This is a genomic window from Xanthomonas sp. LF02-5 (assembly GCF_034105325.1).
GTDB lineage: Bacteria > Pseudomonadota > Gammaproteobacteria > Xanthomonadales > Xanthomonadaceae > Xanthomonas_A > Xanthomonas_A sontii.
The window spans coordinates 422,501-438,139 of sequence record NZ_JAXGGF010000002.1 but is presented as its reverse complement, the minus strand read 5'-3'; the positions used below and the strand labels follow the sequence as shown (position 1 = coordinate 438,139).

The window sequence follows — 15,639 nt, the reverse complement described above, 5'->3', positions numbered from 1 at the left end:
ATGCGGTGGCGGTCGGTTCCTGCATGAAGCCGCATGTCCGGATCGCCGGCTATCGCCAGTTGCGCGAACAGCCGTTGTGGAAACTGCTCGCTGCCGACCATGCCCCCGAGCTGATCGGCCTGCTGCAGACCCTGCTTGGCGACGCCCAGCGGCGGCTGCCGGCCGATGTGCTGCACGAGCGCCTGCAGCGCCAGCTCGATGCGCTGAAGGACGACGAGCTGTCGCGCGAACTGCCGCGCACCGCGCAGGCCTACGTGGCGCACTGGCTGGCGCAGGGCTGGCTGGAGCGGCGCCTGCCCGAAGGCGACGCGCAGGAAGAATACGAACTGTCGCGGCAGGCGGCGCAGGCCATCCGCTTCATCGCCGGCGTGCGCGACAGCGCCAGCGTGGCCACCGAGAGCCGGCTGTCGCTGGTGATCCAGCAGCTGGTGCAACTGGCCGGGCAGACCGAGACCGATCCGGACGCGCGCCTGGCCGCGCTGCGCGCCGAGCGCGAGCGCCTGGACGCGGAGATCGAGCGCGTGGCCGCCGGCAAGCTGGCCGCGCTGGACGGCAAGCGCGCGCTCGAACGTACCCGCGACATCATCCGCCTGTCCGACGACCTGACCGAGGATTTCCGCCGGGTCCGCGACGATTTCGAGCGGCTCAACCGCGAGTTCCGCGAGCGCATCATCGACGACGAGGGCGCGCGCGGCGACGTGCTGGAGAAGCTGTTCGCCGGCATCGACGTGATCGGCGAGAGCGAGGCCGGGCGCAGTTTCCAGGCGTTCTGGAGTCTGCTCAACGATGCCGAGCAGAGCGTGCAGCTGGATGCGGCGCTGGAGGCGCTGCTGGCGCGCGGCTTCGCCCGCCGCCTGGACCGCCACGAACGCGCCTTCCTGCGCGGGCTCACCGGCACCCTGCTCGAACGCGGCGGCCAGGTGCACGAGGTGATGCAGCATTTCGCGCGCAGCCTGCGCGGGTTCGTGCAGAGCCGCGGCTACCTGGAACAGCGCCGGCTCAACCAGCTGCTGAAGCAGGCGCAGGGCGAGGCGCTGCAGTTGCGCGACCAGCTGCATGCCACCGCGGCCACCGGCTACGTGCTGCCGCTGAGCAGCGCGCGGCTGCGCTCGCCGTCGCAGTGGCGCCTGCACGACCCGCGCAGCCAGCTGGTGGACGGGCGGGTGCAGGCGGCCGAGGCGGCGATGATCTCGCTGGACAGCGTCGGCGACCTGGTGGCGCAGTCGGAGATCGACCTGCGCGGCCTGCGCAACGACCTGCACGACCTGCTCGGCCGCCAGCCGCAACTGAGCATCGGCGAGGCGCTGCGGCAGCGCCCGGCGGCGCAGGGCCTGGGCAGCGTGATCGGCTACCTGGCGCTGGGCACCCGCCATGGCGTGGTGGTCGACGGCGAATGGGAAGCGGTGCAATGGGAGGGCGGCGACGGCCAGGTCCGGCGCGCGCGCATCCCGCTGGTGTGGTTCACCAAGGAAAAACGCAATGAGCTGGTCTGACGAATTCCATGGCCACGACGCCGATGCCGGCGATGTCGCCGCGGCCGCCGCCACGTCCGTGGCGGCCGATGCCGGCACCGCGCTGTTCGCCGGCGACAGCGGCAGCCTGCCGCTGGAGGCGCGGCGCGCGCTGTGCCAGTTGCTGTCCGGCCCCAGCGTCGATGCCTACCGGCACGGCTCGCTGTGGCAGGCATTGCTGCGCCACGAGGCCGCGGTCCGCCGCGTGCTGAGCGAGCTGTTCCTGGAACTGGTGCTGGACCGCGATGGCGGTGTGGCGTTCGCGCGCCAGGCCGATACCGGCGAGCTTGAGACCCCGGCGTTGCTGCGCACCGCGCCGCTGACCTTCATCGAGTCGGTGCTGCTGCTGTTCCTGCGCCAGCAACTGGCCGAGGCCGACACCCGTGGCGAGCGCGCGGTGGTCGACGAGGCGCAGCTGCTGGAGGTGCTGTCGGTGTACGAGAAGAACGTGTCCACCGACCGCGCCGGCTTCGCCCGGCGGGTGCTGGCGGCGATCGCCAAGATGCGCGACAACCACCTGCTGTCCAAGCTGCGCGGCAGCGAGGACCGCTACGAAGTCTCGCCCGCGCTGAAGCTGCTGTTCTCGGCCGAGGACGTGCAGGCGCTGGCGGCGGCCTATCGCGGCCTGCGCGACGGCGTGGCCGAGGCGGCGCCGTGACCGGCCCGCGCCCGCAGGTCGCGCACGCCTAGCGCTGGCTTTGCACCGTGCGCCGGCCGCCGTGGCGGCCGTCCCCGTTTTCCGATGAGTTCCCGATGACGTCCCTGTCCGAATCGTCCACCGTCCCCGTCGCCCCGTCCCTGTTCGCCGAGACCCTGGCCGAGCAGCGCGCGCAGCAGTACCGCATGCGCCGCCTGCAGGTGCACAACTGGGGCACCTTCAACGGCCTGACCGACGTGCCGATCGCCGAGAAGGGCTTCCTGTTCGTCGGTCGCTCCGGTTCGGGCAAGTCGACCCTGCTCGATGCGATGTCGGCGCTGCTGACGCCGCCGAGCATCGTCGATTTCAACGCCGCCGCGCGCGAGGCCGAGCGCAGCGGCCGCGACCGCAGCCTGGTGTCCTACGTGCGCGGCGCCTGGGCCGACCAGCAGGACAGCGCCTCCGGCGAGATCGCCACCCAGTACCTGCGCAAGGGCGCGACCTGGTCGGCGCTGGCGCTGGAGTACCGCAACGCGCAGGGCCAGGCGGTGAGCCTGGTGCGGCTGTTCTGGATCGCCGGCAGCGGCACCGCCGCGGCCGACGTGCGCAAGCACTACATGGTGGTGCCGCGCGGCTTCGACGTGGCCGCCGAGCTGGACGGCTTCGACCTGGACCTGCGCCGGCTCAAGCTGCGCCTGGGCGAGGACGTGCACCACTTCGACAGCTTCGCCGGCTACGCCGAGCGCTTCCGCCACCTGCTCGGCATCGGCAACGAGATGGCGCTGCGGCTGCTGCACAAGACCCAGTCGGCGAAGAACCTGGGCGACCTCAACGCCTTCCTGCGCAGCTTCATGCTCGACGAGCCGCGCACCTTCGAGGCCGCCGACCGCCTGGTCGAGGACTTCGCCGAACTCGACGGCGCGCACCACGCGGTGGTGACCGCGCGGCGCCAGGTGGAAACCCTGACCCCGGCGCGCGACTACCACGCCGAACTGCTGGCGTTGCGCCACAGCGTCGGCGAGTTGCGCGAACTGCAGCTGGGCATCGACGGCTACCGCGAGCAGCGCCGCCTGGCCCTGCTGGACGCGCGCCTGCAGGAACTGGATACCCAGGATCGCGGCCTGGCCGGCGAGGAAGGGCAGCGCCGCGAAGCGCTGGACAACCACGAGCAGACCCTGGCCGAGCTGGAGACCCAGCAGCGCGTGCAGGGCGGCGAACAGGTCGAGGCGCTGGAGCGCGAACGCGGCCGCGTCGAGCGCGAGCGCGACGAGCGCATGCGCCGCCGCAGCCAGGTCGAACAGGCCTGCCGCCAACTCGGCATGGGCCTGGCCGGCAGCGCCAGCGGTTTCGCCGAGCAGGTGGCGCAGGCGCGCGCGTTGCGCGACGGCGTCGCCGGCGAGGCCAGCAGCCTGGACGAGGCGATCGCCGAGCGCATGGCCGAGCGCCGCGAGGACGAACGCCGTTTCGCGGTCATCCGCACCGAGATCGAGGCGCTGCTGAAGGCGCCCTCGAGCATTCCCGCGCCGATGCAGGCGCTGCGCGCGCGGCTGTGCGCCGAGACCGGCCTGCCCGAAGCCGCCCTGCCGTTCGTCGGCGAGCTGGTGCAGGTGGAGGCCGACCAGGCTGCCTGGCGCGGCGCGATCGAGCGCGTGCTGCACGGCTTCGCGCAGTCGCTGCTGGTCGACGAACGCCACTACGCCAGCGTCGCCGACTGGGTCAACAAGACCCAGCTCGGCACCCGCCTGGTGTACTTCCGCGTGCGCCACAACGCGCCGCTGCAGCAGCGCGAGCCCGACGCGAAGTCGCTGCTGCGCAAGCTGGAACTGCGCGACCATGCCTATGCGCCGTGGCTGCGCCAGGAACTGGCGCGGCGTTTCGACTACACCTGCGTCGATACCGTGGCGCAATTGCGCGATGCCGAGCGTGCGATCACCCGCGAGGGCCAGGTCAAGCATCCGGGCGACCGCTACGAGAAGGACGACCGCCACGCCGTCGGCGACCGCAAGCGCTGGCTGCTCGGCTACGACAACCGCGACAAGCTCAAGGTCTACGAGCGCGAGGGGCAGACCCTGGCGCAGCGCATCGCCGCCTGCGATGCCGACGTCGCCGCCCTGCGCAAGCAGCGCGAACAGGACCAGGGCCGGCAACTGGCTGCGCACACCCTGGCCGAGCGCGAGTGGGACGAGATCGACGTCGCGCCCAAGCTGCAGCGCCTGAGCGACATCGCCGAGCAGTTGCTGCAACTGCGCGAGGGCGACACCGCGCTGCGCGCGCTGGGCGAGCAGATCGCCACCGTCCGCGCGCGCCGCGATCAGGCACGCCGTACCTACGAGGACGTGCGCCTGGAGCGCGCGCAGGTGAGCCGCGAGCGCGCGCGCCTGGAAGCGCAGCGCGAGACCTGTGCCGCACGCGTGGCCACCGCGGTGATCGGCCCGGCGCAGGTGGCGGGGCTGGACGCGCGGCTGGCCGCGCTGCCGCCGCTGAGCCTGGACAACCTGGAGGCGCATCTGCGCAGCGTCGAGCGCGGCCTCGGCGAACAGCTGGCGCAGAGCCAGGCGCAGGATGCGCGGCTGAGCCAGCAGGTGCTGGACTGCTTCCGCCGCTACTGCCAGCAGTGGCCGGAGGACAGCGGTGACTTCACCGTCAGCCTGGCCAGCGCCGACGACTTCCTGGCGCGCCTGCAGCGGCTGGAGAGCGACGGCCTGCCGCGCCACGAAGGCCGCTTCTTCGATCTGCTGCAGACCCAGAGCAAGAACAACCTGCTGGCCCTGCAGCGCTACACCGCCGAAGCGCACAAGGCGATCAAGCAGCGCATGGACGAGGTCAACGCCAGCCTGGAGCAGGTACCGTTCAACCGCGGCACCCTGCTGACCATCGAGGTCAGCGACCGGCGCCTGCTCGAGGTGCAGGAGTTCCAGCAGCAGTTGCGCGCCGTGCTCGGCCATCAGCAGACCGAGGATCGTGCGTTGGCCGAGGCGCAGTTCGCCATGCTGCGCGGCTTGGTGCAGCGGCTCGGCGCGCAGGAGCCGGAACTGCGGCGCTGGCGCGAGCAGGTGCTGGACGTGCGCCAGCATGTGGAGTTCGTCGGCGTGGAACTGGACGCGGACAGCCGCGCGCAGGTGGAGATCTACCGCAGCGGCGCCGGCAAGTCCGGCGGCCAGCGCCAGAAGCTGGCCACCACCTGCCTGGCCGCGGCGCTGCGCTACCAGCTCGGCGGCGAGGACGGCGAACTGCCGCGCTATGCCGCAGTGGTGCTGGATGAGGCCTTCGACAAGGCCGACAACGAGTTCACCGCGCTGGCGATGAACATCTTCGAGAACTTCGGTTTCCAGATGGTGGTGGCCACGCCGCTGAAGTCGGTGATGACGCTGGAGCCGTTCATCGGCGGCGCCTGCTTCGTCGAGATCAGCGGCCGCCACAACTCCGGCGTGCTGCTGATCGAATACGACGAGCAGGCGCACCGGTTGAAGCTGCCCGAGCGCAGCCGCAACGAGACGGCGACGCCTGCGGTGGAATCCCGCGCGGCGATGGATCAGGCTGGCGCCGATCTGCCACCGCCGGCCGCGGACGCAGCGGCCACCATCGCCGAGCCCGGCGCAGCGACTGTGGCAGACACCGTTGCCACGCCGGCGCGTGCCTCCGCCAAGGCGCGCGATGGCTGCGGCAATGGCGCCAAGTCGACCCCGCGCAAGGCGTCGCCAGCGGCGCCGGGCAAACGCGCCGGCACGCGTGTCGCGCCGTCCTCGGCCATGGCCACCTCGGCGAAGGCGCCACGCACGTCCACCGCGGCTGCGGCAGCTGCGTCCGCGGCAACGCGGCCAGCCGCGCGGTCGGCGTCGGCGAAGCCGGTGAAAGCAGGCACAGGCAGCAAACCTGCGAAGCCGGCCAAGGCGGCAGCAGCCAAGACGGCGCCTGCGAGCGGCAAGCGCCGCGGCCACTGAGCGGCACTTGCGGTCGCGCGTGCCGATCGGCCGCGCGCTGCACCATCGTTGGGAGGGATGGCACGCGGCAACCACACGGTACCGCGCACTGCGCTCAGTGCAGCAGATCCCAGCCCATCTTGCCGATCAGCACCACCACCAGCACCAGGAACAACTGCCGGATCAGCGGCGTGCCGCCGCGCAGCGCCAGCCGGGTGCCGGTCACCGCGCCGGCCACGTTGGCCACGGCCATCGGCACCGCCGCGGCCAGCAGGATCTTGCCGCTGGGCACGAAGAAGCACAGCGCGGCCAGGTTGGTGGCCAGGTTCACCACCTTCGACGCGGCCGAGGCGCGCAGGAAATCCAGGCCGAAGAAGCGGATGAACAGGAAGATCAAGAAGCTGCCGGTGCCCGGCCCGAAGAAGCCGTCGTAGAAGCCGATCGCCGCGCCGATCGCCAGCGCGATGGCCAGTTCGCGGCGGCCGATGTGGCGCGGCCGGTGCAGCGCACCGAAGTCCTTCTTGACCAGCGTGTAGCCCAGCATCGCGATCAGCAGCACCAGGATCAGCGGGCGCACCGCCTGTTTCGGCAGCAGGCTCACCGCCGTGGCGCCGAGGAAGGCGAACACGAACGCGGCGGCGGTCGCGTACAGCACCGGCCGCCACGGCAGGCGCACGTGGCGCGCATAGCGCCAGGCGGCGGTGCCGGTGCCGGCCATGGAACTGAACTTGTTGGTGCCCAGGATCACCGCGGGCGCCTGTTGCGGCAAGGTCGCGAACAGCCCGGGCAACTGGATCAGGCCGCCGCCGCCCACCGCCGCGTCCACCAGCCCGGCGACGAAGGCGATGCACAGCAGCCAGGGCAGTTCGGTGGGGATCGACTCGAGCACGCCGGCGCTCCGCGCAAGGGGCCGCAAGCATAGCCGCCACCGGCCGCGACGCGTGCGCGGCGTGCGCCGTGTCGCCGCAGCCGGCACAATCGGCACATGTCTCCGTCCGCCCCGCGCCTTGCCGATCCCTGCCCCTGCGGCCGTCCGCGCGAGTACGCGCAGTGCTGCGGGCCGTACCACGCCGGCACCCCTGCGCCGGATGCCGAATCCTTGATGCGCTCCCGCTACAGCGCCTACGTGCGCCAGAACGCCGATTACCTGCGCGCGAGCTGGCATCCGTCGACCTGCCCGCCGCAGGTGGAGATCGATCCGCGCACGGCGTGGCTCGGCCTCACCGTGCAGCGCGTGCTGCAGACCGGCGCCGACAGCGCCGAGGTCGCCTTCCTGGCGCGCTATCGCATCGGCGGCGGCAGCGCCGTGCGCATGACCGAACACAGCCGCTTCGTGCGCGAGGACGGGCGCTGGTACTACCTCGACGCGCTGGACTGAGCGTCGCGCGTCGCGCCGACGGGGCGCACGCCTGCACACCGCCGTTCGTTGGCGGGGCAAGCGTTGGCCCTCTGGCGCTCCGACGGAATGCCGCAGCGGCCCGAACGCCATGCGTGTCGCGGCCGCGACATCGTGCCGCGCGATCCGCCAACCAGGCCACGCTCGGAACGCGCTGCCGGTCGCGTGCCTGCCGCCCGCGCCGCGTGAGCGGAGCGCACACGCGCCGGTTGTTTATGATGTCGGCCCTGCCGTCGGCGAGGAAGTTTCGATGATGCGTTTCGCCTGGATCCTGCTGCTGGCGGCGCCCTGCGCGCTCGCGCAGACCCCGCCCGCGGCGGCGCCGTCCGCGCCCGATCCGGCCTTCGCCAGCTGCGTGGCCGGCCTGCGCACGGCCGCGGCGAAGGCGGGCGTCGCCGAGGCGTCCTTCGACCGCTTCACCGCCGGTCTGCAGCCGGACCCGAGCGTGCTTCCGCTGCTCGACGCCCAGCCCGAGTTCACCACGCCGATCTGGGACTACCTGGCCGGCCTGGTCGACAGCCAGCGCATCGACGATGGTCGCGCCATGCTCGCCGCGCATCGCGACCTGCTCGCGCAGGTGGCGCAGCAGTACGGTGTCGACCCGGAGACGGTGGTCGCGGTGTGGGGCGTGGAGAGCGACTACGGCCGCATCTCCGGCAAGCGCCCGCTGCTGGTGTCGCTGCTGACCCTGTCCTGCGAAGGCCGCCGCCAGCCGTTCTTCCGCAGCGAGCTGTTCGCGCTTCTGAAGCTGCTGCAGGCCGGCGACCTGCGCCCCGAGGGCCTGACCGGGTCCTGGGCCGGCGCCTTCGGCCATACCCAGTTCATGCCCAGCACCTACGCCCGCGTCGCCGTGGACGGTGATGGCGACGGCCGCCGCGACCTGGTCGCCAGCATTCCCGATGCGCTGGCCTCCACCGCCAACTATCTCAAGCTCGCCGGCTGGCAGAGCGGCCAGCCGTGGGGGCTGGAGGTGAAGCTGCCGGCGGGCTTCGACCCGGCGCTGGCCGGGCGCACCCAGCGCCGGCCGCTGTCGGACTGGCGCGCGCGTGGCCTCACCGCCGCCGACGGCGGCGCGCTGCCGGCGTTGGCCGCGCAGACGCCGGCAGCGGTGCTGATCCCGGCCGGCGTGCATGGCCCGGCGTTCCTGGTGTTCCGCAACTACGACGCGATCTACGCCTACAACGCCGCCGAAAGCTATGCGCTGGCGATCGCGCTGCTGTCCGACCGGCTGCGCGGCAAGCCCGGGCTGGTCGCGGCCTGGCCGACCGACGATCCGGGCCTGGGCCGCCCCGAGCGGCGCGAACTGCAGACCCTGCTGCTGGCGCGCGGCCACGCCATCGGCCAGGCCGACGGCGCCATCGGCACCGCCACCCGCCGTGCGATCCAGGCCGAGCAGCAACGCCTGGGCCTGCAGCCGGCCGACGGTCGCGCCGGGCAACGCATCCTCGATGCGCTGCGCCGCGAGGCCGGCAGCGCGCCTGCGACGCCCGTGCCGACACCGGCCACGCCGCCGCAATCGCCTGCACCGGCATCGTCGCCAGCACCGGCGCCTACACCTACACCTACACCTACAAAGACGCCGTTCGGCGGCACGCCGCCCACCGCATTCCGGCTGCCGGCCGCCTACCCGGCCTTCGCCCACTCCCCCGCGCCACGGAGCATCCACCCCATGTCCGACGTCCCCGGCCTGAGCACAGGCGATTTCCACGGCTATCCCTCGCTGCTGGTGGAGACCCCGCAGTCCACCGCCGCGATCAGCCTGTTCGGCGGCCAGGTGCTGTCGTTCGTGCCCAAGGGCGGCACCGACGCGCTGTGGCTGTCGCCGGACGCGCAGCCCACGCCGACCCCGATCCGCGGCGGCACCCCGGTGTGCTGGCCGTACTTCGGCCGCCAGGGCCAGAGCGACGCCGTGCCCGCGCACGGCTTCGTGCGCACCGTACCCTGGCAACTGAAGGACGCGCGGCGCGAGGCCGACGGCACGCTGGTCCTGACCCTGGCGCCGCCGGACTTCGACGACCTGCCGCTGCGCCTGCGCATGCAGTTGCGCATCGGCGCCACCCTGGAGCAGCGCCTGGTCACCGACAACGTCGGCACCGCGCCCGCCCGCTTCACCCAGGCGCTGCACAACTACTTCCGTGTCGCCGACGCCACCCAGGTGCGGGTGCAGGGCCTGGACGGCCTGGACTACCTGGACAAGTTCGAGAACTACGCCACGCCGCATCGCCAGCACGGCGACTGGAGCCTGCAGGATTCGCGCGACCCCGGCCGCAGCGACCGCATCTACACCGGCGCCGGCGGCCGCTACACCCTGCTGGACCCGGGCCTGCAGCGCCGCATCGAGATCGCCACCACCGGCAGCCGCACGCTGGTGGCCTGGAACCCGGGCGAGGCCGGCGCACAGAAGATGGCCGACGTCGGCCCGCACTGGCGCCAGTTCGTGTGCCTGGAAGCGGCCAACGCCGGACCCGAGGTGATCGAACTGGCCCCGGGCGCCCAGCACGTGCTGCAGCAGACGATCTCTGTCGCGGCGTTGTGACCCCGGCCGAGTGACCGCGGCCGGACGGCGGCACCACCTGCTGCGGCCCGCCAGTCGGCATTGGTGACGGTACGGCCGTGACTGCTGCGCCGCCGCGCCCTGGTGGCATGAGTGGCGCCGCTGCCTCCGCCGGACCCTCACCCCCGACCCCTCTCCCGACGGGAGAGGGGAGTCGCTCGGTGTAGAGGACGTCGGTTCCGACACAATCCGCCAAGCCTCGACCCTGTTGTGGGAGGGACTTCAGTCCCGACGCCTCGGTCCCTCAGGTCGCGGTTGAGACCGCTCCTGCGACAAGCAGCCTGGCTGCGCCGCTGGTGCAGAAAGGGTCGAGCCCTGACCCGCAATTGGCCAACCCCCGATGCTTCTGTGGGAGGGACTTCAGTCCCGACACCTCGGTCCCTCAGGTCGCGGTTGAAACCGCCCCTACGACAAGCGGCCTGGCTGCGCCGCTGGTGCAGAAAGGGTTGAGCCCTGACCCGCAATTGGCCAGCCCCGACGCTTCTGTGGGAGGGACTTCAGTCCCGACGCCATGACCCCACCGGTCGCGGTGCAAGCGCTCCCGCGACGGCCAGCCGAGCCACCACGGTGTCGCAGGCACGCCGCCCGTTCCAATCGGCCACCTCCCACACCCACGGGTGCGCCGATGGCCAGGTACGCCGATTACACTGCCGCGTCCGCCAGGAGGCCTGCCGTGCACGCTCCGACTCCCGCTGTCCGCTCACGCCGCGCCGCGGTCGCCTTCATCTTCGTCACCCTGCTGATCGACGTGCTGTCCTTCGGCGTCATCATCCCGGTGCTGCCCACGCTGGTGCGCGGCTTCACCGGCGGGGACTTCGCTGCCGCGGCCCGCTGGGTCGGCTGGTTCGGCTTCCTGTTCGCCGCCCTGCAATTCGTCAGCTCGCCGCTGCAGGGCGCATTGTCCGACCGCTACGGCCGGCGCCCGGTGATCCTGGCCTCGTGCCTGGGGCTGGGCGTGGACTTCATGGTGATGGCGCTGGCGCAGAGCCTGCCGGTGCTGCTGCTGGCACGCATGGTCTCCGGCGTGTTTTCGGCCAGCTTCACCTCGGCCAACGCCTACATCGCCGACATCACCCCGGCCGACAAGCGCGCCCAGGCCTACGGCATCATCGGCGCCGCGTTCGGCGTTGGTTTCGTGGTCGGTCCGCTGCTGGGCGGCTGGCTCGGCAGCCTGCACCTGCGCGCGCCGTTCTGGTTCGCCGCCGGGCTGGCCTTGCTCAACTTCCTCTACGGCTTGTGGGTGCTGCCCGAATCGCTGGCGCCGGAGCGACGCACCGCGCGGGTGGACTGGGCGCACGCCAACCCATTCGGGGCGCTGCGCCTGCTGCAGCGCTACCCGCAGGTGTTCGCGCTGGCCGCGGTGATCTTCCTGGCCAACCTGGCGCACTACGTCTACCCGAGCATCTTCGTACTGTTCGCCGATTACCGCTTCGGCTGGGGCCCGAAACAGGTCAGCTGGGTGCTGGCCCTGGTCGGCGTGTGCAGCATCGTGGTCAACGCCGTGCTGGTGGCGCGGGTGGTGCGGCGCTTCGGCGAGCGCGGCGCGCTGCTGTTCGGCCTGGGCTGCGGCGTGATCGGTTTCGCCATCTACAGCGTCGCCGGCAGCGGCGCGCTGTTCCTGCTCGGCGTGCCGATCAGCGCGCTGTGGGCGGTGGCCGGGCCGGCGGCGCAGGCGATCGTCACCCGCCACGTCGGCGCCGATGCGCAGGGCCGCATCCAGGGCGCGCTGATGAGCCTGGTCAGCCTGGCCGGGGTGATCGGGCCGTTGCTGTACGCATGGGTGTTCGCGGCCTTCATCGGCCCGCATGCGCTGCTGCACTTCCCGGGCGTGCCATGGCTGCTGGCGGCGCTGCTGCTGGGCGGCGGCTGGATCGTGGCCTGGCGCCGTGCGCGAGTGCCGGCTGCCGGGGTGGCCGCCGGCTGAGGCGCGGCGCAGGCAGCGCGGCCGGCGTGAACGGCTCAGCTTGCTGGGATGGGCGTCGCGACTCCCGCGCTGCCTCGCCTGGCACCGCGCGGTCGCGATTGTTACGCTGTGTCCTCTCTTTCGTCGCGGCCGGCCGGCTGCTGTACCAGTCGCCTGCATGATGTCCCCTCCCGACGGAACCGCCCTGCCGTTGACCGCTGCGCGCCTGCTGCGCGAGGCCACTGCGCAGCAGCACCAGGCGGTGGAAGACCTGCCGGCGATGCGCGCGCTGATGGACCCGGCACTGTCGCTGTCCGCCTATGTGCAGGTGCTGCGTCGCCATCACGCGGTGCTGGCCGGCTGGGAACAGCGCGAAGCGGCCTGGCTGCGCGACTGCGGCGATGCGCAGTGGCAGTACCAGCCGCGCACCCCGCTGCTGGCGCAGGATCTGCATGCCCTGCAGGCAACGCCGCCAGCGCCGCAGCCGCTGCCGCCGGCCGTCGACGTCGGCGCGCGTTGGGGCATGCTCTACGTGGTCGAAGGCTCGCGCCTGGGCGGGCGGGTGATCGCCCGGCACCTGCGGCAGACCCTGCCCACCGCCGCGCCGGCCCTCTCCTATTTCGAACTCGGCCATGCCGACCCGGCCGCCTGGCGACACTTCCAGCGGCGCCTGGAGCGGGCCTTGCCGACCGCGCCGCTGCAGCAGGCCGCGGTCGACGGCGCCCGCGCCATGTTCGCGCACTTCCACACCCACTTCGCCCTGGAGATCGCCGCATGAGCGACATCGTCGTGCCCCTGGACATGGACGCATGCGCACGCGAGCCGATCCATATCCCCGGCTCGGTGCAGCCGCACGGCGTGCTGCTGGTGATCGAGCCGCAGGACGGGCGCGTCGTCCAGGCCAGCGCCAGTGCCGCCGACCTGTTCGGCCGGCCGCTGGACGAATTGCTCGGACAGCGCTACGACGCCCTGCTCGTGCTGGAGGATCCGCGCACGCGTCTGTTGCCCGACGCGGCCGAGCGCAGCGACCTGGCCTATGTCGAAGTGGGGTTCAAGGACGCGGCCGCCACGCAGCGCTGGGTCGGCGCCTGGCATCTGTATCCGGAGCAGTGGCTGCTGGAACTGGAGCCACGCGACGCGCCGCTGGCCGATGCCACCTTGCGCGAAGCGCTGCCGGTGCTGCGCCGACTGGAGGCCGACCACAGCATCGAGGAGGCCTGCCAACGCGCCGCCAAGAGCCTGCGCAGCCTGATCGGCTACGACCGGGTGATGATCTACCGCTTCGACGACGACTGGAACGGCGACGTGGTCGCCGAGGCGCGCGCGGCGGAACTGGAGCCGTATCTCGGCCTGCACTATCCGGCCAGCGACATTCCGGCGCAGGCCCGCGCGCTGTACCTGCGCAACCGCGTGCGCCAGATCGCCAACGTCGGCTACGTGCCGTCGCCGATCCAGCCCACCCTGCATCCGCGCCTGCGCGCGCCGGTGGACCTGAGCGACGTCAGCCTGCGCAGCGTCTCGCCGGTGCACCTGGAGTACCTGGCCAACATGGGCGTCACCGCCACCCTGGTGGCCTCCATCGTGGTCAACGATGCGCTGTGGGGGCTGATCGCCTGCCATCACTACCGCCCGTATTTCTGCAACCACGAGATGCGCGATGTCGCCGATGCGCTGAGTCGGGCGCTGGCCGGGCGCATCGGTGCGATCACCGCGGTGGCGCGCGCGCGCACCGAGTCGGTGCTGCTGACCGTGCGCGAGAAGCTGATCACCAACTTCAACGACGCCGAGATGCTGACCGCGTCCATGCTCGACGAGATGGCCTCGGACCTGCTCGACGTGGTCGATGCCGACGGCGTGGCGGTGTTCCATGGCGACCACGTCACCCGCCACGGCATGCTGCCGGCCACCGAGGACCTGGCGCGGATCCGCGAGCAGATCGAGTCCACCCATCACGAAGCGCTGCGCCACGACGCGGTCGGCGCCCTGCACTCGGACCAGATCGGCGAGACCTTCCCGGCGCTGGCCGATCTGGCGCCGCTGGCGGCCGGCTTCATCTTCGTGCCGCTGATGCCGCAGGCGCGCAGCGCGCTGCTGTGGACCCGTCGCGAACAGGTGCGCACGGTCAACTGGGCGGGCAATCCGCAGTTGGCCAAGCTGCAGGACATCGCCGGCTCGCGGCTGTCGCCGCGCAAGAGCTTCGACCTGTGGCAGGAGACCGTGCGTGGCCGCGCACGGCCCTGGTCGCCGATCAGCCTGGAATCGGCACGCAGCCTGCGGGTACTGATCGAACTGATGGAGCGCAAGCGCTTCCAGCAGGATTTCGCCCTGTTGGAGGCCTCGCTGTCGCGGCTGCGCGATCCGGTGGCGATCGTCGAGCGCGGCGAGGGTGCGCGGCGCAGCCGCCTGGCCTTCGTCAACGAGGCCTTCGCCGCCCTGTACGAGCGCGAGGTCGCAGAATTGATCGGCTGCGACCTGGAGCGCCTGTACGCCAGCGAGGCCTCGCTGGCGGAGACCCAGCGTATCGACACGCTGCTGCGGCAGGGCCGAGCCGCCTACGTCACCCTGCCGCTGCGCGTGGACGGCACCACCGCCGTGCACCGCCAGTTCGATTTCGAACCGCTGCCCGATCACTCCGGCGTGCCCAGCCACTGGCTGCTGCAGTTGCGCGACCCGCGCTGAGTCCGGTGCGGCGGCGCGGCCTCAGCGGCTGCGCCGCCACAGCGCCAGCGTCGCCGCACCGGCCAGCAGGCCCCACAGCGCCGCGCCGATACCGAACAGCGACAGTCCCGACGCGGTGACCAGGAACGCGATCAGCGCCGGCTCGCGCTCATGTTCCTCGCGCAGCGCCGAGGCCAGGCTGTTGCCGATGGTGCCGAACAGCGCGATGCCGGCGATGGCCATCACCAGCTCCCGCGGAAAGGCCGCGAACAGTGCGGCCACGGTAGCGCCGAACACGCCGATCAGCAGATAGAAGACCCCGGCGAACACCGCGGCCATGTAGCGCCGCTGCGGATCCTCCTGCGCCTCGCGGCCCATGCAGATCGCCGCGGTGATCGCCGCCAGGTTCAGTCCGTAGGCGCCGAACGGCGCCAGCAGCGTGTTGACCACGCCGATCCAGCCGATGGTCGGCGAGATCGGCACCGCATAGCCGGACGCGCGGATCGCTGCCACCCCGGGTAGGTTCTGCGAGGTCATCGTCACCACGAACAGCGGCAGCGCGATCCCGAACAGCGCCTGCCACGACAGCGTCGGCCACACCAGCACCGGCTGCGCCAGGCGCAACCGCGCCGCCTCCAGGTGCAGCGTGCCGCTGCCCGCGGCCACGGCGATGCCGACCAGCAGGGTGGCGATCACCGCATAGCGCGGGAAGGTGCGGCGCCCGAGCAGATAGGTGGCGAACATCGCCAGCGCCATGGCCAGTTGGTGCTGCATCGCCACGAACACGTCCAGGCCGAAGCGCAGCAACACGCCTGCCAGCATCGCCGAGGCCAGCGACAGCGGAATGCGCCGCAGCAGGCGTTCGAACAGGCCGGAAAACCCGGCGAGTGCAGACAACACCGCCACCACCACGAAGGCGCCGATCGCATCGGACAGCGGCAGTCCGCCACCGCTGCCGATCAGCAAGGCCGCGCCGGGCGTGGACCAGGCGGTGACCACCGGCATCCGGTAGCGCAGCGACAGCCCGATGCAGGTCAGGCCCATGCCCAGCCCCAACGCC

General features: G+C 72.0%; 9 protein-coding genes and 1 pseudogene (1 of these 10 running past the window's edge). 8 read left to right on the top strand and 2 right to left on the bottom strand.

Features of this window, described 5'->3' with window-relative positions; all coding sequences use genetic code 11:
* Positions 1–23: 23 nt before the first annotated feature.
* From SLW52_RS07945 to SLW52_RS07935, 3 genes and pseudogenes are all read left to right on the top strand, one after another.
* The gene (locus tag SLW52_RS07945; RefSeq protein WP_153753350.1) at positions 24–1,493 is read left to right on the top strand and encodes a DUF3375 domain-containing protein; all 1,470 of its coding nucleotides are present in this window, start codon (positions 24–26) and stop codon (positions 1,491–1,493) included.
* On the top strand, positions 1,480–2,169 hold the full coding sequence (locus SLW52_RS07940) for a DUF4194 domain-containing protein (protein WP_267084947.1): 690 nt from the start codon (positions 1,480–1,482) through the stop codon (positions 2,167–2,169). Before SLW52_RS07945 ends, SLW52_RS07940 begins: the two co-directional genes overlap by 14 nt.
* Positions 2,170–2,264: 95 nt before the next feature.
* Positions 2,265–6,278, top strand: a pseudogene (locus SLW52_RS07935) (SbcC/MukB-like Walker B domain-containing protein); the annotation flags it as partial.
* Here the strand turns inward: SLW52_RS07935 and SLW52_RS07930 are convergent.
* A complete protein-coding gene (locus SLW52_RS07930; protein ID WP_017912277.1) occupies positions 6,184–6,957 on the bottom strand; it encodes a TSUP family transporter in 774 nt (257 codons plus the stop codon). The pseudogene SLW52_RS07935 and the gene SLW52_RS07930 sit on opposite strands and share 95 nt — an antisense overlap.
* Before the next feature lie 96 nt (positions 6,958–7,053).
* Here SLW52_RS07930 and SLW52_RS07925 point away from each other — a divergent pair, with 96 nt between their 5' ends.
* The 5 genes from SLW52_RS07925 to bphP all read left to right on the top strand — a co-directional run bounded on the left by SLW52_RS07925 (position 7,054) and on the right by bphP (position 14,600).
* Complete coding sequence (locus SLW52_RS07925; RefSeq protein WP_082028817.1) at positions 7,054–7,446, top strand: YchJ family metal-binding protein; 393 nt, start codon at positions 7,054–7,056, stop codon at positions 7,444–7,446.
* Between the two features lie 268 nt (positions 7,447–7,714).
* Complete coding sequence (locus tag SLW52_RS07920) at positions 7,715–10,000, top strand: lytic murein transglycosylase (protein WP_320739923.1); 2,286 nt, start codon at positions 7,715–7,717, stop codon at positions 9,998–10,000.
* A gap of 691 nt (positions 10,001–10,691) precedes the next feature.
* On the top strand, positions 10,692–11,942 hold the full coding sequence (locus SLW52_RS07915) for a TCR/Tet family MFS transporter (RefSeq protein ID WP_209248015.1): 1,251 nt from the start codon (positions 10,692–10,694) through the stop codon (positions 11,940–11,942).
* Positions 11,943–12,099: 157 nt separating this feature from the next.
* The gene (locus SLW52_RS07910; protein WP_320739922.1) at positions 12,100–12,699 is read left to right on the top strand and encodes a biliverdin-producing heme oxygenase; all 600 of its coding nucleotides are present in this window, start codon (positions 12,100–12,102) and stop codon (positions 12,697–12,699) included.
* Positions 12,696–14,600: a bacteriophytochrome BphP gene (gene bphP, locus SLW52_RS07905; protein ID WP_295957480.1), complete on the top strand. Its 1,905-nt coding sequence runs from the start codon at positions 12,696–12,698 to the stop codon at positions 14,598–14,600. The genes SLW52_RS07910 and bphP overlap by 4 nt, the downstream gene beginning before the upstream one ends.
* Before the next feature lie 21 nt (positions 14,601–14,621).
* Here bphP and SLW52_RS07900 read toward each other — a convergent pair whose 3' ends face one another.
* Positions 14,622–15,639, bottom strand: partial view of a benzoate/H(+) symporter BenE family transporter gene (locus SLW52_RS07900; protein ID WP_295929006.1) — the 3' portion only. 161 nt of this gene lie beyond the right edge of the window; 1,018 of the gene's 1,179 nt are visible here — the last part of the coding sequence; its start codon lies beyond the right edge, outside the window — the gene reads right to left on this strand; it ends in the stop codon at positions 14,622–14,624.

What these genes read in the sequence shown, in the direction of transcription:
- SLW52_RS07945 (WP_153753350.1), top strand. Translation starts at nt 24, where the DNA reads ATGAAGCCGCATGTCCGGATCGCCGGCTATCGCCAGTTGCGCGAACAG.
- SLW52_RS07940 (WP_267084947.1), top strand. Translation starts at nt 1,480, where the DNA reads ATGAGCTGGTCTGACGAATTCCATGGCCACGACGCCGATGCCGGCGAT.
- SLW52_RS07925 (WP_082028817.1), top strand. Translation starts at nt 7,054, where the DNA reads ATGTCTCCGTCCGCCCCGCGCCTTGCCGATCCCTGCCCCTGCGGCCGT.
- SLW52_RS07920 (WP_320739923.1), top strand. Translation starts at nt 7,715, where the DNA reads ATGATGCGTTTCGCCTGGATCCTGCTGCTGGCGGCGCCCTGCGCGCTC.
- SLW52_RS07910 (WP_320739922.1), top strand. Translation starts at nt 12,100, where the DNA reads ATGATGTCCCCTCCCGACGGAACCGCCCTGCCGTTGACCGCTGCGCGC.
- bphP (WP_295957480.1), top strand. Translation starts at nt 12,696, where the DNA reads ATGAGCGACATCGTCGTGCCCCTGGACATGGACGCATGCGCACGCGAG.